The sequence below is a fragment of the Spirosoma arboris genome, assembly GCF_009754945.1.
GTDB lineage: Bacteria > Bacteroidota > Bacteroidia > Cytophagales > Spirosomataceae > Spirosoma > Spirosoma arboris.
In genome coordinates this window covers 201,358-219,430 of record NZ_WPIN01000005.1, presented here as the reverse complement: position 1 = coordinate 219,430, position 18,073 = coordinate 201,358, and the positions used below count along the sequence as shown (strand labels likewise).

Here is an 18,073-nt window from a genome sequence, read left to right as displayed (position 1 = left end):
GGAGTATAGAACCTAAATTGGACGAGTACTAGTTATCTGGCTGTATCGATAACGCTGCCGTTGTAGTAGCATACAGAAGCTTAGCGTTGCTATCGAACTCCACGCGTTTGGCAATGGCATTAGGAATCGAAATCGTTACCACATGGCCGGGGTTGATTTTCACCGCATCGCAACTGGTTGGCACTCGACCACAACTCCAGGTGCCTGTTACATTCCAGGGGCCCGAAGCCAGACTTTCACAAGAACCTCGGGTAATGATGATGTCATCCAACCGAAGTTCATCCCGTGCGTTGGTACCTATACCCGTCCAGTAATATTGCCAGAATAGTTGAACGTAAGGTTGATTGAGCAAACTGGCGGGCAAGGCCACCGGTCCAATCACCTGACTATGCCCGGCTGTGGCATTACGAACATACTCGACGGGATTATTAGATGCATCCAGTAGATCGGTAAATGGTCCCGAATCGCCAATCCGGTAGCGCAGTCGAATGTTGTATTGTTTCGGATTGGCGGTGATGGTGCCGCCTGTCCACTGCACATAGGCCTGGTTGAGTCCTGTTGTACGCAATGCCAGCAGAGCCCCACCTAACGTACTGGCCACATAGCCTGGATTGGTATTGTTATTCCCCGTATTGATGAACGAGATTCCATTGGTTCCTAAACCGTTGATTCGCGTTCGACTGGTATAAGCATAGGCGCCTGTAACGGTATTGGAAATTGTTGCTGTCAGAAGTGGATCTTCCTGGTTCATGGAGACAAAAAGCATATTGGCCGGATGAGTGCCGGCTGGGGAAGTCGATGGCCAGTTAGTAAATCGGTAATCGCAACTGAGTAGGGTATACGAGGCTGGCGTCGAATCAAACGAGTTGTCCAGCTCGAAGATGGCCACCAGGTTTCGATTGGCTGTCGGATTGAAGCTATAGGCTGTATCGGTCGATACAATGGTGTTCCCTTCTTTCCAGTATTGGAAGATAAAACCAGCTTTAGCTTTAGCGACAAGAGTGATCGGGTTTCCCTGGAAATAAACCCCGGTCCAGGGGTAGGGGGAAGCAGGAACGCCTACTGTTGTGGGCAGGATATCAATCGTGTTGACTTTAACATAGCCCTGTGCCGTATTGGATACATTGATGGTCAGGCTTCGAGTGGCGGTTAGTCCGAATTTTAGCCGGAGATGTTTACGGGCAGAATCCGGACGGAGCTGAAGGAAATTATTGATATTCCCCATATTCGACAGCCAGCTTGTGAAGTTCGTACCCGTAATCCACCGGTTGAAATGTTCGGGCATATAAGGCTGGTATTGCTGCTGGATGGAGTCGAGCAGAGCGACCGTCCGGGTAGGGTGGAAGGTCGTATTGAGTAGATCGGCGTACCGGTTGATGAAATAGGTTTTAAACGCGGGAATGTCCAGTAACCGACGAAAAAATAGCGTAAACTCGGCGTACTGACTGGTCGTCATGGTGGCATTATCGAGGGTGTTCTGCTGAGCATAATTCTGGCCGGTCAAACCAAAGTCAAGATCCCGTAGCATCCAGCGCCAGCGACCGTCATGGCCATAGGGCGCTGTGGGCTTATATTGACTGGTTCGTTTTCGCCAAAGCGATACGTTATTGGCAGGCCAGTCAGTATTGGCTACGAAAATCTCTGCGATCTGATAATCAGCAAAATTCTCGACATCCATCTGAGTTCTGACATAGGTATAGTTTACCGGGCTTGTCTGAGTGAAATAGGTTTTTAGCGCATTGTAACTCACTAAATCACCCTCATTAGCCTCATACCCTAGCGAGATTTCAACCATATCGACGCTATCGGTAGCAACCGCGTAATTCCGATTGACGTAATATTTATCATAGCGTTCATAGAGGTTATGAACGCCCCAGTATTCGCCATTGAGAAACAGTGCACTAGGGCGATTTGATTGCGTATCAAAAGGGAGATGCCGGACCATTCGCTGCCCAAAGGCATCAACGAGTGTGGTATAATCCCAGTCGTTACCGCCATTGCGTAAGATCAGCCGATTGTAAAAAAGTGAAGCGGGTCGATTATCGAAGAACGGGTATTCAAAATCGCCACTTCCATACAGTCGTAAGCTTTTCCGGGGAACGAATCGAGAGCATCCGCCGTGAATTCGTAACCCGATTCGTTGATTGATGACCGATGCATTGTTTAGGAAAAATTCCACATTACCGGGCCGTTCTGAGGCATCTCCTTCATTGGAAAAATTTCCGGTTGTGCAATAACTGGCAGTTGTTGTGGGATTTGCCGTCCGCCAGTTATCAAACGTGACGCCTGCTGTATAAATGCCTGTGTTGTAATCAAATAAATGCTTCTCATTCAAGGTAATCGAAACAACAGGAATTGAGTAACGTGGAAGAGAAGGCGTAACAAAATAGGTTTGGGTGACAATATCGCTGGGAATGGCATTGGCTTTGTAAGCCATTGCCCGAACTACGGTTCCCTTGAAAATGGATGTAGTAGGGAAATAACTGGGGGTGAAATTCCAGGACGAGGCTTTGGTCGATACGGTATTTGGGCTACTGGTTCGATCCGTAATGGCTATTGTTGTCGAGTACGGATAGGTGCGATAACTCCCTGTTAAAAAAGGCCCATTTGGTTGACTCGGTTGCTCACGATAACTGTTTTTGTACGCGAACGTAACCGAATTCGGATTCGATGGATCAGGGTCCGAGCCGTCCAGGGTATAATAGATAGTCGCAGAAGGATCAGTTGTGCTAATTCCCAGATTGAACCCGGTCGAGTAAAAGCCGCCTGTTTGCGAAAAGACCGGCGTCGTTAGGGCGTCAGCATAGCCTGTCTTTCCGTTGTTTGAAGCACCCGGACTAGTATTACTGGTACTGGCCTGAAAATACCGCCAGGCAGAACTGCCATTGGGTTGGCGTCCCAGAGAAATATCGGTTCGCTGGCGACCAAAACTCAAACTATCCACCACCTCCAATACGCTGCTAGCTAAGCGATAAAGTCCAATTTGCTCTCCATCAGCCGACAAACTAAAACTGATATGATTGGCTCCCCGGCTGGTGGCCCCGCTGGCCCATATCAGCAGGAATCCATTGGCGGGTACAACCGTTAGTGGAGATCCCGTGGGAAATTGGTATTTGGTGGGATTACTCAGATTGTCAGTAATATAGTAGCCGCCAATATTTACAGAAAAAGAATTGGGGTTGTAAATCTCGAACCAGTCTTCATGGGCTCCTGTCGCATCGGCGATGGTTTGTTGATTCGAGGCCATGAACTCATTGATATAGAGTTGCTGGCTTTTTGCTACGAAGGTGATTCCAAGCCCGAGAGCCAGGAGGGTAAGGAGTTTTTTCATGATCGTTGAGCTATCTGACCCTTCGGTAGGTTACCACTTAGGAGTGAGATAGTTGATTTTATATGGTGGAAGATAGACAACTAGCCAACTGGTTACAGGTCAACTTGACAAGCCGATCTATAACCAGTTGGTTAGACATTAAAATAAAATTAAGCAAAAAATATGCCTATATAAACTTATAGTATTGATATGTCAAGAATAAGTATTTATATTATTCCTTTATTTATAATAATGGTATCTTTAATAGATAGATTATACATGGAAGAGTTTACTAAGAATAGGCGTGCTTATTCAAATTGAAAAGCGAAGTACATGCAACTACCCTGGCTCGTGTTTTGTAGGGCGTGTGGAACATTGGATTCCAGGTAAATCAGGTCACCGGCCGTTGCGGAATAGAGTTTGCCATTGATACTTTCATTAGCCGTTTTGTCGACCATGAGCAGAATTTCGGCAGCTCGGTGCGTATGGGGCGGGTGACTCCATAAGCCTTGATTAAGGGTGGTAACGTGCATCTCGAATCGCTTCGTCATAGCCGTAGGGCGGTCGAACATCCGCCGGATACCCCCTTTATCATGTGGCTGAAAAGGTACGTCGTTCCAGTCTATCCAAAAAGAACCGCCTGCTTTTCGACCACGTTCCAGATCTTTAGGTTCTTTTGATGCATACCGCATCACATAGTAAGTAGCTGGCGTGTCTTCCTTATTTTCGAACCCATGCTCATCGCCCGGCATCATTAAGGCGATGCTTCCAACGCCTAATGTTTTTGTTTTGCCTTCAATAGTTACAGTAAGTTTTCCCTCTTTGATGATGATTAGTTCTTCTTCGTCGTGCTTATGAGCTGGGTGAGGAGCCTGATGGGGGAGTAGCGTAGTGGCATGAACCTTAAGATGACTAAAATCCGTCGTGCTGCCTTCCAGAAGGGTTCTCTGCTCAGAGTTAGCTTGTTTGGTTACGGGTGCTTCCGCCCATACATAGGTTTTAGACTCAATAGACTGAGCTATCAATAGTCGTGTAATCAGGCTAAAAAGTGTGAAGAAGGCAAGGCGTAGCATCATGATACAAAAAGATTTGCTGTCATAAGTCAGACTGATCGAAGGGTTACTCCTAAGCCCGTGAAAAACCAGAAAGTGCTCTAAACCCGAGAAAATAGACAAGTTGAAAATCACTACTGACATAGGGCTGTCACAGGTCTGGAGTTACTTTGTTATATAAAACCAAACAAGCTATGACCCCAACAATCGAAGCAAAAACCGCTGTAACCGTATCGTCTTTACTCCATGATTCTGCTGCCTATAATGCCTGGGCAAACAAGCGATTAGTAGATTGGTTGCAAACAAAGCCAACGGACTTGATGGATCAACAAGTGCCTTCCAGCTTCCCAACTCTGAAAGCAACGTTGGTTCATATCTGGGATACGCAACGTTTTTGGCTGGCGATTGTGCAGCAGGCACCTGTTCCGGTTTCATTTCGGCAGGTAGGATTTTATGGAACATTAGACGAAGTATTTACGGAAATTGTGGCGCAATCGGAGCAATTCTCGGCTTATGTTCAGTCGCTGACTGAAGCCGAATTGGAAGAAGAGGTCTATTTTACAACGCCCTGGGTTGATGGGGTTCAGACCCGGATCTCGTTTATTCACCACTGTATGAACCACAGCACCTATCATCGTGGTCAGGTTGTAACAATTGGACGAATCGTTGGCCTGACGGATGCCCCCATGACCGACTATAGTTTCTATCGGCTCATTGGCTGATGTTAAAAGGAATACTCGGTTCGCTGGCTTTTTGAATAACTTTGGTCATAGAGAAAGGCAGTCATTTTATACTATAAATCAGTCAAAATGACTGCCTTTCCTAACTTAATTGGCATGATCAAACGTTGTTAAGCAATACTAATTGGCGGATATGCCAGTCGATCAGCCAAAACAACTCTTATGAAAACTGAATCGAAAGCGGAAATTGCGCTGGCCTGCAAACTGACTGATCGGGATCAGGTTGCCCGCATGAATGAACTTCATCAAACCATTTTCAAGAAAGTAGACCGGGCTATTGAACACGATAATAGCTATGAGTTAGTCTTTCAAAAGGCTGATAGCCAGCTGAATGACGAACTGATCGAGTTCATTAAATTTGAACGATTGTGTTGCCCCTGGTTACTGTTTCAATTGACATACCAGCCTGAAGAAGGCCCGATTTCCTTGACAATGGGCAATTCGCCCGAAACTCGGGACATGGTGAAGCTGGTTATGGAACTGGATAAGCTAACCAAGTTAAGTTGACGGAGCCTATTGCTCCTAAAACTCCTGCAACAAATCGGACTCAAAAACATGCTGGCCAGTCAGACCTTGTTGTGCCGTAGACAGCATGGCATTGGCCACCTTACCGGCATCAATTCCTTTATATTTTGCCGGAATGAGCGGGCCAAAGATTCGCATAGCACCAGCCGCAATTCGTTCGCCTAAGCGGGCTTCGGAACGATTGCCAAGCAGAAGCGAAGGCCGAAAAATGAGTAAAGTAGGGTAGTTCAAGGCAGTCAGATCGCGTTCTACGTCTCCTTTTACCCGATTATAGAAAATAGAGGAATCCGGATCGGCACCCATGGCTGTAATGATAGCAAATTGTTTGGCCCCATTGGCCAGACTTAAGCGAGCAATATCCATTGGATACTGATAATCTACTTTTCGGAAAGCCTCTCTTGAGCCCGCTTTTTTTATGGTTGTACCCAAACAACAGAAAACATCATCGGCCTGTGTGAGCAGCCCATTGGGGTGGTCGAAATCAACCAGAACTTCCTGCAAGCGGGGGTGCTGCCAGGTTAACGATTTGCGTACTAACACTTTCACGTTTTGGTAGAAAGGCGAATCGACAAGTCGATGCGTAAGAAGTTCACCAACAAGACCCGTAGCACCGAGTACTAATGCTGTTTTTGGAGTAGGGTTAGTCATGGTAAAAAGAGGGTATTTCTGCTAATTTAGTTGCTTCATTGACAAACGAAGGCACTCAATTCAGAAATCTATTCTATGCGCCGTTCTTTTTTCCATAGAGTCAGGCTTATTCTTCTGTGTATTGTTTCCCTATCGGCAGTTCACTTTATTGACGATCCTGAGTTTAGCAAGCAGGTGATCGAGCGATTTCGGGCTTATAATCAACAGCGTCCTACCGAGAAAGTGTATATTCATACAGATCGTGATGCTTATCTCATCGGCGAAACAATCTGGTTGAAAGGGTATCTGATGAATGGCACAACACATGAGGCCGATAGTGTCAGTCGGGTGCTCTATGTCGATCTTGTAGACCCTGTTGCCCGACGGATTCGATTACGAACGCAACTACGGACCACGGCTGGTTATGCGCCCGGTCAACTTTTTCTGCCCGATTCAATAGCCGCTGGTACCTATCAATTGCGGGGATACACCAACTTCATGCGTAATTATCCAGATGCGTATTTCTTTTCTAAAACGATTACTATTCTTGGATCGGACGGTACTTTGACTGGGACGGCTAATGCAACTACAACCCGGCCTGACGTGCAATTTTTACCCGAAGGTGGTCAGCTAGTGGAAGGAATTGAAAGCCGCGTCGCCTTCAAAGCCGTGAATGCGTCAGGACAAAGTATGCCTGTAGAAGGCTTTGTCCTCAATGCAAAAAAAGATACTGTTATAGGGTTTGCCAGTACCCATTTGGGTATGGGTTATTTCACGATCAATCCCGAGCTGGGGCAGACCTACACCGCTAGTGTACGACTCCGCGACGGTACTACGTTGTCCTACCCACTGCCTGCTGTCCAAACACAGGGTGTCGTAATGCAGATAGATAATCTGAGTCATAAAGACAACATGAAGGTCTATGTGCGGCACAATAAAACGAGTGCCGACGCAACGGCTAAACTCACCCTTTTTGCCCAGACGCGTGGGCAGATTATTCATGTGGTGACGATACCGATGGCTAAAAAATCATCGGTGATTCAACTGCCGAGAAATACCTTTCCCGAAGGTATTTCGCAGTTGACCCTGTTCGATGAGACGCATAAACCCGTGAGCGAACGATTGGTTTTTATCAATAAAAACGAGCAGATTTCTATTGGGCTGACATCCGACAAAAAGACCTATAAAAATCGGGAGAAAGTAGACCTGACTATTACCACAACCAACGCGCAGGGTAAGCCCATTGCCGCTAATCTATCGCTGGCTGCGGTAGACGCCCGGCTGGCACCTGAAGTTGATTCGACTGGTGCTACTATCCTATCGCATTTATTGCTTTCGTCTGATTTGACGGGTACCGTTGAACAACCCAATTACTATTTTGACCCGGCTCATACCGACCGATGGCTTCAAATAGACCTTTTATTAATGACGCAAGGCTGGCGACGTTTTGTCTGGACCGATGTTTTAGCGGGGACTATTCCACCAATCAATCAGCCTGTCGAGCGTGGACTATCACTGACGGGCCGGGTTGTTCGACCAAACCAGAAAGATATTGGGGGCAAAGTAAAGTTGACGTTTTTGCTGGTGAAGCGAGATAGTACGCGGGATTTTTTGATCGGTGATACCGATGAATTAGGGAATTATGGCGCATATGACCTCGATTTTACGGACACCACTACGGTGATGATTCAGGGTACAAAAGGCAAGGCAAATCGTACGCTGGCCATCTCACTCGATCAACTACTACTGCCAACAGTAACCAGCACACAAGTACCCTACAATCCGCTGGAGTTCCGACGCGACGAGCTGGCTGAGTTCATCCGCCGAACAAAAGAATACCAAGAGATTGAACGGCAGATTCGCCGAAATGGGGAGGTATTGTTGCAGGCAGTTACTGTAAAAGCGAAAAAGTATGAGGAGCGGGATTCTCGGGTGATTTATGGCACGCCCGACGCAAGTGTCAAGTTTAATCAGCAGAATACATCCGGACGGCTAACAATTCTGGATGTGATTCAAGGACAGATTGCGGGCGTTCAGGTAATTGGTAATGGATTTAATGCGCGGGTGCAGATTCGGGGAGCGGCTAATTTCAACGGTCCTGTCTCCCCTCTGTTTGTGCTGGATGGTATGCCGATGGATTTACAATCGATACTGGGTATTTCGGTGCAGGATGTTGATCGGGTCGATGTGCTTAAAGGGGCATCGGCGGCTATTTATGGTTCACGGGCATCGGGGGGCGTAATTTCAATTCTGACAAAACGAGGTGGTCCCAATAATGACCTGGCCCTGGCGGCTGCTCCTGGTACGTTGATTGCCAAACTGCCAGGGTACGCCCCTGTTCGGGAGTTTTACGCTCCTCGCTACGATGTCAGGAAACCTGAGCAGACTGGACCGTCAGACCGTCGTCCGGACTATCGTACCACTTTGTTCTGGGCGCCGATGATTCAAACTGATGTGGAGGGAAAAGCGACGGTTTCATTCTTTACTTCGGATGCCAAAACCGATATTCGGCTGCGAGCCGAGGGCATAACGATCGGAGGAATGCCGGGCGTAGGCAGAGCTGTTGTAAAAGTGGAGTAAATGAAAGTGGGTGGAGTGAGTGCAGTAGAATCGGAGCTAAAAGGCCCCACTTACGTTCACTCACTCCACTTACTTTCACCTACTTCACTCACTTTCACCTACTTCACTAAACGGCGGGCAGAATCTTCATGTTGATAGGGTCCCAACTCACCGCTCTTTTCTGGAAATAACTCATGTTGCCACACTGAGTTGGTCCGCAAGCGCGTAGGCCAAATGTAGCATCTTCAATGTTGGGCGTTCCCGTACGGACCGAGTTGAAGAAATTGACAAAGTGCTCGTAACGGTCGCCTTTATACTCTTTCGGGAAACTGTATTTGAACTCTTTGGGTCCAACCAGTTCAGGGACTTGAGGATACAGTTTGTTGTATTCAGCTATGTACAGTTCCTTCTGATCTTTCGGGAAATTGTCGATCGACATACCCGGTGCCTTTGGGAACTTGTTCCGATGAACGGTTAGTGAATCGAAACCGAGGGATAAATCACCTTCGGTACCAACGATACGAACCAGATAATTACCACCACCACCATCCACGAAGTTAGAACGGGTTGTCAAATTGAACTCGGGATGTTCAGCTGTTTTGCCGTAATCATAGATACTGAGCTGAATATCGGGTACATCACGTCCATCTTTCCAGTAACGCGTGCCCCCGGTTGAGTATACCCGATTTGGGCCTTTCGAACCCGTAATGCAGTGTAAGGAAGTGAGTAAGTGAACGTATAAGTCACCCGCGATACCGGTGCCGTAGTCCTGATAATTCCGCCACCGGAAAAACCGGAGCGGGTCCCAGGGCCGTTTGGGCGCACTGCCCAGATACGTATCCCAGTCAACCGTTTGGGGCGAGGCATCGGGTGGAATCGAATACTGCCAGGCACCCATAGCACTGTGACGGTCATAGATCGCTTCGGCAAAAACAAGCTCACCAATGTCACCGGCTTTCATTAGCTCGCGGGCTTTGGCAATGAGCAACGAGCTGGCAAACTGGCTGCCCACCTGAAAAACCTTACCCGTTTCTTTCGATACTTTTATGAGTGCGTGTCCGTCCTCAACTTTTTGAACCATCGGCTTTTCGCAGTACACGTGCTTGCCTTTGCGCATCGCATCCGATGAGATTTTTTCGTGCCAATGGTCAGTTGTTGCATTAATGACAGCGTCGAGATCTTTGCGCTCCAGAATCTCCCGATAATCTTTGGTCACGGGGAGTTGATCGCCCCAAAGCTCTTTGGCCCGACGTAGTCGTCCGTCATATAAATCGCAGGCGGCTACCATTTCGATCCCGTCGACCATGAGGGCGGTTTGCATATCGCCAATGCCCATACCACCTGTACCAATCAGGGCAATCCGAACTTTGTCGTTTGCCGCAGTGCTGGAGTGACTACGCACCAGATTCAGGTATTGCGGAATGGCAACAGGCGTTTCCGCAAGAGCAGCCGGAGCAGCGGCAGCGGCTGTACCAGCAAGGCCAAGGGTTTTCAGGAACGACCGTCGGGAGGAGTTTTTGTTATTCTCCGACGAAGCCGCTCGTTTGTTATTTTTCATGTACGATCAAGAATTGGGGAATGAAGAAAAATCTCCTAAAAATAAGCGAATAATCGTTATCTCGTCTGCCAACCGGCAAACGGTTTTACCGTTCCGCAGATAGGTCCTCCATCTTTGCCCGTACCAGGAATACGCGTCTCAAGAACCAGTTTATCATTTGCCAATAGTTGGTCGATTAGTGACCAGGTAATTCCATACAAAGGAATTTTCAATCGCCGACTCCATATGGAATCCGTTTGGCCAGCACACGCACCAATGTCGATATAAACAAAGCGGGCAGCTGAAGGACCCTGTACAAAGGCGCCCTGAAAAGCGGGTAGAGAGTTTTGTTCTGGATTGCCTTTGACTCTAATAGTGAAATTGAACTGTAACTCGTTGGAAGTAGACCGTTGGGTTTGAACGGTCTCATAAATTCGGCCACTTCCTTTTTGCAGGCCAAAATCGACATGCTCCGGTGGATTTTCCAGAATGATTCGTAAGGTTAGTTCCTGATCCATTTTTTAGGCCATACTGGCTAATTTTCTTTCTAGTTAAGCCACTTGGCTTTGCTGCCTACTCTCGGCGTGAAAAGTAAGTTAGGTAAGACAAGCTTACAGCGACCCCTGATTACAGCTTAGGTTAAAAATGGTTACCAGCTTGCTTTCTCTTATTTGTTACGTCCCTCAATTCGTCGTACCATTGAGGTAAATTCCTGACATTAACCATGAAATCGAAACCGTTACTCCTGGCCGGCTGGCTAGCCTTTGTACTTAGTTCGGCAAGTGCTCAAACAACCCCATTTCCGTCGATTGGTCAGATCGTGAAGGCTGATCCCCGATTAGATAAACTCGTTTCGGCTGATGCCAAAATTGAAGTGCTGGCCAGTGGATTTGATTGGACCGAGGGGCCGATCTGGGTAAAAAACGAAGCTTTTCTGCTATTCTCCGACGTCCCTAAGAATACTATTTTCAAATGGACGGATAAAGACGGCGTTACGCCATTTTTAAAACCCTCAGGGTATACGGGTCTCGGTCCCTACAGCGACGAACCCGGTTCCAATGGACTTACCATTGACAAGCAGGGACGACTCATCGCCTGTGAACATGGCGACCGGCGTGTTACAGCCATGTCGCTTACTGGTGGTGGCGGGAAACGCACCTTAGCCGACAACTATAATGGCAAGCGGTTCAACAGCCCTAATGATGTGGTAGCGCACTCTAACGGTAGTTATTATTTCACAGATCCACCGTATGGAATGCCAAAAAAAGAAAAAGATCCAGGTCGGGAAACCGATGGCTGGGGTGTATATCGCATTGCGCCCGAACGGGCTGGTGTGCCGGGTGCGGTCTCTATCGTAGTCGGCGATTTGACCCGTCCGAACGGTATTGCGCTCTCCCCCGACGAGAAAATACTCTTCGTCGCGCAGTCTGATCCATTACGCCCAGTCGTGATGGCCTATCCAATACAACCCGATGGTTCGGTTGGTAAAGGACGTATTGTGTTTGGACCGGAGCAGATGAAAAAGCAGAATCTTGACGGTGGATTCGATGGTATGAAAGTAGACCGTGATGGAAACCTGTGGGTAACGGGTGGCGGTGGTGTTCTGGTGTTAGCGCCAACGCAGGGAATAGGACCATATGATTTTCTGGGTCACCTTAAAATTGGCGGAGCTACGGCTAACTGTGCCTGGGGTGATGATGGTTCCACGCTGTATATCACCGCCGATATGTACCTCTGCCGAATCAGAACATTTGCTAAGGGCTGGTAATAATCAAAACCCCTACTATAGCTTCTCTTGATTCTATTTATTTGATTATCATTGCACTAGAGTCAAGAGAAGCTATCAGAGTCCAAAATCTTTTTAGTCGATCATTAGTCGTTCTTACTCAACAAAGTTCCGTTTGCTGGTGGCGGTTGGCGTTGGGAAGTCGGCTGGGATAGGAATGTCGACTTTACCGGTGGCGGCCCATTGTGCACCCCGTTGCAGGCAGGTGATGAACCCAACGCATTCAACTGAATAATCGACGTGGCCCATGGGGGTGTGAAAAATCCGGCCTTTCCCATAGTTGATGGTTATTAGCATGGGTTCGTTGCGACCGGTGCCTTTGTTCTCTTTTGGCGAGAAAGCCGTTGCCAATACGGTCATGTTCTCGGCAGGCCCGCGCAGGCGGTCATACATCTCGTCTTTGGTGTGCATCCAGGTTAGTGGCATGCCTTTCGTAATGGGATGGTTGGCATCACGCACCGTGATCAGAAATTCTTGCTGCGCACCATGCGATCCGGCAGGTCCGGGTTGAGGGTCTCTTATTAACTTCCCTTCATTGTCGTAATACACAAAAGGACCGTCTTTTTCGGTGCGGTCGCCCCAGCCACCCAGGCCAATCATTTTGTTGTAGGCGGGCCATAGAGGAAACGAATTGTCGGCCGCATGGACTACGACCAAACCGCCCCCTTTTTTCATGAAGTTTTCAAAATCGGCCTGCGTGGCGTCGGACCAGGGAGCGGCATTCCAGCCAAAGTTGCAGATGACGAGATCGTACTTCGAAAAGTCAGGATGGAAGCTGGAATCTGCCCTGGCTTTGGGTAAGGCTTTGGTTTGCTGAACACCTGGAATTTTATATTTTTCAATCAGAGCATCCCCGTTCCAAGTATAATAAGACCGTTTTACATCGACCGAGAACTTACCCGTTTCTTCGAGGTATCGCTTCATCATAAACGTGATTTTCGGCCATTGGTCGTGGTTATTCTGTCCATCGACGATTAGCGTTCGAATGACTTTAGCCTTCCCTTGTTGGGGTGATTGAGCATGAATAGTACTGCCGGCAACAACTATCAGAACTAGAAGAGCGTATAGCGATTTCATAAAAATTTGTTTGACGAGCTACAGTCTTCAAAACAAGTAATGGATTGAATCTACTTTAGCTTTATAACATACCCCCACGCCCCATTGCACAGAAGACTATGCCTTTAAGATTCTGTTTAACGAGTGGTGTGGCTTCGTCAGATTATTTTTCATTTCTTATTCTGTATTTTTCATTCTGTATTCTTCATGAAGAATGGCTAACTTTGTCAAGAGTACATCGCTTGATTGAACGGAATTTATTCTCATGTTAGAGAATCGTAAGTGGGTCATTATCGGCCTCTTTTGCATAGTCGGATTAACGTATCTGGCTCGATTGTTTTATTTACAGGTTTTAGACGATACCTACTCGCTGGGCGCATCGAAAAACTCCATTAAGCGGGTTGTTGAAATACCGTACCGGGGGCAGATTTACGACCGCAATAATCAGTTAATCGTTTACAATACACCCGTTTACGATCTTTACGTCACTCCAAAGCAGGTTCGTATTCCCGATACGGCTGCTTTCTGTCGAATGATGGCCATCACCCCCTCCGATTTCGACAGTATCATGGGACTGGCCAAAAACTATTCGCCTGTGAAGCCGTCGTTGTTTTTACGGCAACTTTCCAAAGAAGATTTCGCCCGAATTCAGGACGCGCTTGTTGACTATCGGGGTTTTGAGCCGGTGATCAGTTCGATGCGTACGTATCCGGCTCATACGATGGCGAATGCGCTGGGCTACGTGAGTGAAATCAGCAAAAAGCAGCTGGAAAATCAGGATATCACTTATTATCGACAGGGCGATTATATTGGTCATAACGGCCTGGAGCAGCAATACGAAGAGCAGCTACGGGGCAAGCGGGGCGTTAAGTTTATGATGCAGAACGTCCGGGGCGTAAATAAAGGCTCCTGGAAAAACGGCGAGTTCGATACACTGGCAGTGGCTGGGCAAAATCTCATTACGGGGATTGATGTCGAAGTGCAAAAATATGCAGATAGCCTGATGCAGAATAAAGTAGGGGCTGTACTGGCCGTGGAGCCCTCATCGGGCGAAATCCTGGTTTCAGTGTCAGCACCTACCTACGATCCTAACCTATTGTCGAGTCGGTTTTTCTCTAAAAACTACCGGGCTCTAATTAAGAACCCTTATAAGCCACTCATCAATAGGCCAGTTATGGCCAGTTACCGGCCCGGTTCAACCTTTAAGCTAATTCAGGCATTGATTGCCCAACAGCAGGGCTCTCTTTTCACGAATACCGTGTATGGACATGGAGGCTCGCCAATGCGTTGTCACTGTCATGGTGGGAACAACCTGCGGGGAGCTGTACAGAATTCCTGTAATCCTTATTTCTATTATGTATTTCGTAAGTTTCTCTATTTCAACGGCGAACATAACACGTTTAAAGCGTCGGCAATAGGCTTAAGGCAGTGGCATGATATGGCCGAGAAGTTTGGCATCGGTGGTCGGCTTGGTGTTGACTTGCCCAGCGAATTGAAAGGCAATTTGCCTACGCCAGAATACTACGACAAGGCGTATCATGGTGCCTTACGGTGGAAATTCTCGAACGTTTACTCGTTGAGCATTGGTGAAGGAGAGCTGCTTATTAGTCCGCTTAAGTTAGTTAATCTGGCTGCCACGATTGCCAACCGGGGCTGGTACATCACACCGCACTATATTAAAGGCTTCGGGAAAGCAGGCGTTGGATTGCCCGCTGAGTATAACGAGCATCACGAAACGGGTATCGACTACAAATACTACCTGCCGGTAATTGATGGCATGCGTGGGGCTGTTGCTCACGGTACGGTAACACCTTTAGCTAATATTGAAGGCATTGACCTGTGTGGTAAAACAGGTACATCGCAGAATTCCAAGTATGGTCACAAATATGACCACTCCATTTTTATCGGCTTTGCCCCCATGAACAACCCAAAAATTGCGGTTGCTGTGTTTGTTGAAAATGCAGGATGGGGTGGTAAAGCAGCCGCATCGGTAGCCGCTTTAGTAGCCGAACGGTATCTAAAACGCAAAACTGAAGCCCTTAAGTTAGATGCACAGGTAAAAGCATCGAACTACCTACCACCTGCCCAATTCCTTCCTGGCGCAAAAAAGCCTGTTGCTCCTAAAAAAGACACAACTCAAAAAACGCCTGCCGCAAAACCACTGATGACAGCTACCAAGTCTAATCCGATCGTGGTGCCAGCAGTAAGCGGAAACTAACTGAATTCCGATTTATATCAAATCGGTAATTTAAGGAAATCGTAAATCGTAAATCACATTGGCTCGCCAAAACGACCCCTTTTCTCAAAATATTGACTGGCTCACACTGCTGTTGTACCTCGGCTGTGTAACGATGGGCTGGCTCAATGTCTATGCTGCTGTATACAGTCCTGAAGACCACACTAGCTTGTTCGACCTGTCGACCAATGCCGGAAAACAACTAATGTGGATTGGTACGACCGTAATTCTGATTATCTGTATTCTGGTTATCAACCATACGTTTTTCGATACGTTTGCCTTTGTTTTCTATGGCTTCATGATTCTTATGCTGATTCTGGTGCTCTTTATCGGAAGCAACATCAATGGATCAAGGTCATGGTTCAAATTCGGATCGTTTACAATTCAGCCTGCCGAGTTTGCTAAAGTTGCAACGGCACTGGCACTCGCCAAATACCTGGATGTGCCGGGGATTAATCTGACTAAACAAAAAGACCTCCTCTACATTGCTGGTATCATTGTACTGCCCTGTATTCTGATTCTGGCCTCTAACGAAACGGGTTCAACGCTGGTATTTGCTTCGTTTGCCATTATGCTCTATCGAGAGGGGCTGCCAGGCTGGATTCCGGCTGTTGGCCTATCGGCAGCCGCTTTGTTTATACTTGCTCTGGTGTTTTCAAAACTGTACATCTTCCTGGGTATTGTTGTTTTGTTGCTGCTGGTGATTCTGTTGATGCCGCGTTATAACCGCACGTTGCCTAACCTGCTGGGAATAGGGCTGGTCGGTTTGATGATGATGGGCTATGTGGCAGGCGTTGATTTTTTTGTGAATAATGTGTTGCAAAAACACCAGAGAAATCGGATTAAAGTACTCGTTGATCCAACGATTGATCCGCTCGGTGTAGGCTGGAACGTGACGCAGGCGAAAATCGCCATTGGCTCCGGGCGACTTCAGGGCAAAGGTTTTCTGGAGGGGACACAAACTAAATTTGACTTCGTGCCGGAACAAAGTACCGATTTTATCTTCTGCACAATTGGCGAAGAGCATGGCTTTATTGGTAGCTTCATTGTCGTGGCACTGTTCATCGCGTTGCTCGCCCGAATCGTGATTCTGGCCGAAAAACAACGTACTAAATTTGCCCGAGTCTATGGCTACTGCGTGGCCGGCATTATCTTTTTCCACGTAATGGTCAACATCGGTATGACCATTGGTCTTATGCCTGTCATTGGCATTCCTTTGCCGTTTTTTAGCTATGGCGGCTCTTCGCTCTGGTCATTTTCCATTCTGCTATTTATTTTTCTAAAGCTAGACTCGCGCAGGGCAGGTGCCATGTGGCGCTAAATTGCTCACCGTCGGCTCGAATAATGTCTGTTCACAATAAGTGAAATGGGCAAGCCAACCATGACCATTATAATCGCCATGCTTATGGCAGCTCTGACCGGGTCGAATGGTTGAGGAGGTGGAGGTATATTACTTAAAGGAAGTACAATTCGGTTCATTACCAGCCAAATCAGAATGCCGTAGAGTAAACCAATGGTAACCGGACTGCCGATGAATCGGTGTAGCTTCGGGTAAATCAGGTAATAAAATGCTGCGAATGCCAAGGCGATAAAAAAATGAAAAGCCAGGCCCCAGAGAACCATAGGTACGCCACCGGTCAGGGCTTCCTGACCAAAAACTCCGCTGGCTACGTACCGCCAAACAGCAGATGGATCTTTCCCTCCTCTGATTATAGTCATTGTCATAGCAGCAATGGCGTCTAGAAGACCGGCTACCAAACCGGCCTTGATAATAGTACGAACAGATTGATTGATAGACGGCGAATCAGTTTGCATAAGTAAGCTTATTTTCAGGGGTTTAGGGATTGGATTTGAGCTGTTAAGATAGGGATAATTTAAGGAAACCGCTATGTTGAACCTACCGGTATTTAAGTCAAACCAGATTGCGTGCCGGCAAAAAAACAGGGAGAAAAAAGAGACTAATGTCATCTTTCTTCTCCCTGTTTGGAGAGTTGCCTGACAGGCTACCCGCTGAATTATACGATTTAAACCCGCTGGTACACGATGGTCATCCGTTTGGCTTTTGTCGGGTTTGGGGCTTTGGGATTATCACTAAAATTAAATACCCAGGTCATTGTATTGCCCTGAAAACTGACCTCATACGTAGCCGGAGGAATGCCCTTCATCGTTGTTGTAACGGTCACTTTCTGGCCACTAATTGACCAATGACCGTTAACATTCATGTCTTCTATTGTTTTTTTCATCGCTCCACAAGCGTCAGGAACGGCCGTTTTCATTTGACCATCACTGATGAACGTGTACGTAATATCTTTTGAGCAGGGCATGGCATTATTCATGACAGCCATCATATCAGTGGTTTTGCCTGTGGCTTCCACAAGTGACATACCAGTGCGTTTCCAGGTGCCAGATATACTGTCGAATGTCGGTGAAAGGGCCGGACGGAAAGCTGTTCCAATAAGTGTAATCAGTGTAGTGAAAATGAATGAGCGAAGCATAAAACGAAGTATTTGTTTGTTTAGGCCCGCAAACTAAACTGCCGTTCAACGGAAAGGACGAACCTTTGAGTGAACGGCAGTTAGGAATTAGGGAAAGGCAACCTGGCCTGAGTTTTAGCGCAATTGACACACATGGGCGCCAACTGATGC

The 18,073-nt window shown here is 47.3% G+C and carries 14 protein-coding genes; 6 read left to right on the top strand and 8 right to left on the bottom strand.

Annotated elements, in window-relative coordinates; all coding sequences use genetic code 11:
- Positions 1 to 28: 28 nt before the first annotated feature.
- The gene (locus GO755_RS15035) at positions 29 to 3,331 is read right to left on the bottom strand and encodes a CotH kinase family protein (protein WP_157585999.1); all 3,303 of its coding nucleotides are present in this window, start codon (positions 3,329 to 3,331) and stop codon (positions 29 to 31) included.
- Positions 3,332 to 3,618: 287 nt separating this feature from the next.
- On the bottom strand, positions 3,619 to 4,383 hold the full coding sequence (locus GO755_RS15030) for a cupin domain-containing protein (RefSeq protein WP_157586372.1): 765 nt from the start codon (positions 4,381 to 4,383) through the stop codon (positions 3,619 to 3,621).
- A gap of 173 nt (positions 4,384 to 4,556) precedes the next feature.
- Here GO755_RS15030 and GO755_RS15025 point away from each other — a divergent pair, with 173 nt between their 5' ends.
- Together GO755_RS15025 and GO755_RS15020 are read left to right on the top strand one after the other, a co-directional pair.
- On the top strand, positions 4,557 to 5,084 hold the full coding sequence (locus GO755_RS15025) for a DinB family protein (protein WP_157585998.1): 528 nt from the start codon (positions 4,557 to 4,559) through the stop codon (positions 5,082 to 5,084).
- Between the two features lie 180 nt (positions 5,085 to 5,264).
- Complete coding sequence (locus tag GO755_RS15020; RefSeq protein WP_157585997.1) at positions 5,265 to 5,609, top strand: hypothetical protein; 345 nt, start codon at positions 5,265 to 5,267, stop codon at positions 5,607 to 5,609.
- 15 nt (positions 5,610 to 5,624) lie between these two features.
- Here GO755_RS15020 and GO755_RS15015 read toward each other — a convergent pair whose 3' ends face one another.
- On the bottom strand, positions 5,625 to 6,275 hold the full coding sequence (locus tag GO755_RS15015; protein ID WP_157585996.1) for an oxidoreductase: 651 nt from the start codon (positions 6,273 to 6,275) through the stop codon (positions 5,625 to 5,627).
- A 75-nt stretch (positions 6,276 to 6,350) separates the two neighbouring features.
- On the opposite strand from GO755_RS15015, the gene GO755_RS15010 reads away from it, so the two are divergent.
- Positions 6,351 to 8,834 (top strand): TonB-dependent receptor plug domain-containing protein, encoded by a 2,484-nt coding sequence (locus GO755_RS15010; protein WP_157585995.1) that lies wholly within the window; start codon positions 6,351 to 6,353, stop codon positions 8,832 to 8,834.
- A gap of 106 nt (positions 8,835 to 8,940) precedes the next feature.
- Here the strand turns inward: GO755_RS15010 and GO755_RS15005 are convergent, their stop codons facing one another.
- Both GO755_RS15005 and GO755_RS15000 read right to left on the bottom strand, forming a co-directional pair.
- Positions 8,941 to 10,371: a Gfo/Idh/MocA family protein gene (locus GO755_RS15005; RefSeq protein WP_157585994.1), complete on the bottom strand. Its 1,431-nt coding sequence runs from the start codon at positions 10,369 to 10,371 to the stop codon at positions 8,941 to 8,943.
- Positions 10,372 to 10,427: 56 nt separating this feature from the next.
- Positions 10,428 to 10,868, bottom strand: coding sequence for a DUF5990 family protein (locus GO755_RS15000; RefSeq protein WP_157585993.1), 441 nt, complete (start codon positions 10,866 to 10,868; stop codon positions 10,428 to 10,430).
- 206 nt (positions 10,869 to 11,074) lie between these two features.
- Here GO755_RS15000 and GO755_RS14995 point away from each other — a divergent pair, with 206 nt between their 5' ends.
- A complete protein-coding gene (locus tag GO755_RS14995) occupies positions 11,075 to 12,118 on the top strand; it encodes an SMP-30/gluconolactonase/LRE family protein (protein ID WP_157585992.1) in 1,044 nt (347 codons plus the stop codon).
- A 114-nt stretch (positions 12,119 to 12,232) separates the two neighbouring features.
- Here GO755_RS14995 and GO755_RS14990 read toward each other — a convergent pair whose 3' ends face one another.
- Positions 12,233 to 13,213: a ThuA domain-containing protein gene (locus tag GO755_RS14990; RefSeq protein ID WP_157585991.1), complete on the bottom strand. Its 981-nt coding sequence runs from the start codon at positions 13,211 to 13,213 to the stop codon at positions 12,233 to 12,235.
- 244 nt (positions 13,214 to 13,457) lie between these two features.
- On the opposite strand from GO755_RS14990, the gene GO755_RS14985 reads away from it, so the two are divergent.
- On the top strand, positions 13,458 to 15,410 hold the full coding sequence (locus tag GO755_RS14985) for a penicillin-binding transpeptidase domain-containing protein (protein ID WP_157585990.1): 1,953 nt from the start codon (positions 13,458 to 13,460) through the stop codon (positions 15,408 to 15,410).
- A gap of 58 nt (positions 15,411 to 15,468) precedes the next feature.
- Positions 15,469 to 16,749: a rod shape-determining protein RodA gene (gene rodA, locus GO755_RS14980; RefSeq protein WP_157585989.1), complete on the top strand. Its 1,281-nt coding sequence runs from the start codon at positions 15,469 to 15,471 to the stop codon at positions 16,747 to 16,749.
- A gap of 5 nt (positions 16,750 to 16,754) precedes the next feature.
- On the opposite strand, the gene GO755_RS14975 is transcribed toward rodA, so the two are convergent.
- Entirely contained in the window at positions 16,755 to 17,243 is a 489-nt protein-coding gene (locus GO755_RS14975; protein ID WP_157585988.1) for a DUF1440 domain-containing protein, read from the bottom strand.
- Positions 17,244 to 17,452: 209 nt separating this feature from the next.
- Entirely contained in the window at positions 17,453 to 17,923 is a 471-nt protein-coding gene (locus tag GO755_RS14970) for a lipocalin-like domain-containing protein (protein ID WP_157585987.1), read from the bottom strand.
- Positions 17,924 to 18,073: the final 150 nt, after the last annotated feature.

Bases quoted from the DNA above. Each gene is read 5' to 3' on its own strand.
- GO755_RS14985 (WP_157585990.1), top strand. From the start codon at position 13,458: ATGTTAGAGAATCGTAAGTGGGTCATTATCGGCCTCTTTTGCATAGTC.
- GO755_RS14975 (WP_157585988.1), bottom strand. From the start codon at position 17,243: ATGCAAACTGATTCGCCGTCTATCAATCAATCTGTTCGTACTATTATC.
- GO755_RS14995 (WP_157585992.1), top strand. From the start codon at position 11,075: ATGAAATCGAAACCGTTACTCCTGGCCGGCTGGCTAGCCTTTGTACTT.
- GO755_RS15025 (WP_157585998.1), top strand. From the start codon at position 4,557: ATGACCCCAACAATCGAAGCAAAAACCGCTGTAACCGTATCGTCTTTA.
- GO755_RS14990 (WP_157585991.1), bottom strand. From the start codon at position 13,213: ATGAAATCGCTATACGCTCTTCTAGTTCTGATAGTTGTTGCCGGCAGT.
- GO755_RS15030 (WP_157586372.1), bottom strand. From the start codon at position 4,383: ATGCTACGCCTTGCCTTCTTCACACTTTTTAGCCTGATTACACGACTA.
- GO755_RS15015 (WP_157585996.1), bottom strand. From the start codon at position 6,275: ATGACTAACCCTACTCCAAAAACAGCATTAGTACTCGGTGCTACGGGT.
- GO755_RS15000 (WP_157585993.1), bottom strand. From the start codon at position 10,868: ATGGATCAGGAACTAACCTTACGAATCATTCTGGAAAATCCACCGGAG.
- GO755_RS15010 (WP_157585995.1), top strand. From the start codon at position 6,351: ATGCGCCGTTCTTTTTTCCATAGAGTCAGGCTTATTCTTCTGTGTATT.
- GO755_RS15035 (WP_157585999.1), bottom strand. From the start codon at position 3,331: ATGAAAAAACTCCTTACCCTCCTGGCTCTCGGGCTTGGAATCACCTTC.
- GO755_RS14970 (WP_157585987.1), bottom strand. From the start codon at position 17,923: ATGCTTCGCTCATTCATTTTCACTACACTGATTACACTTATTGGAACA.
- GO755_RS15020 (WP_157585997.1), top strand. From the start codon at position 5,265: ATGAAAACTGAATCGAAAGCGGAAATTGCGCTGGCCTGCAAACTGACT.
- GO755_RS15005 (WP_157585994.1), bottom strand. From the start codon at position 10,371: ATGAAAAATAACAAACGAGCGGCTTCGTCGGAGAATAACAAAAACTCC.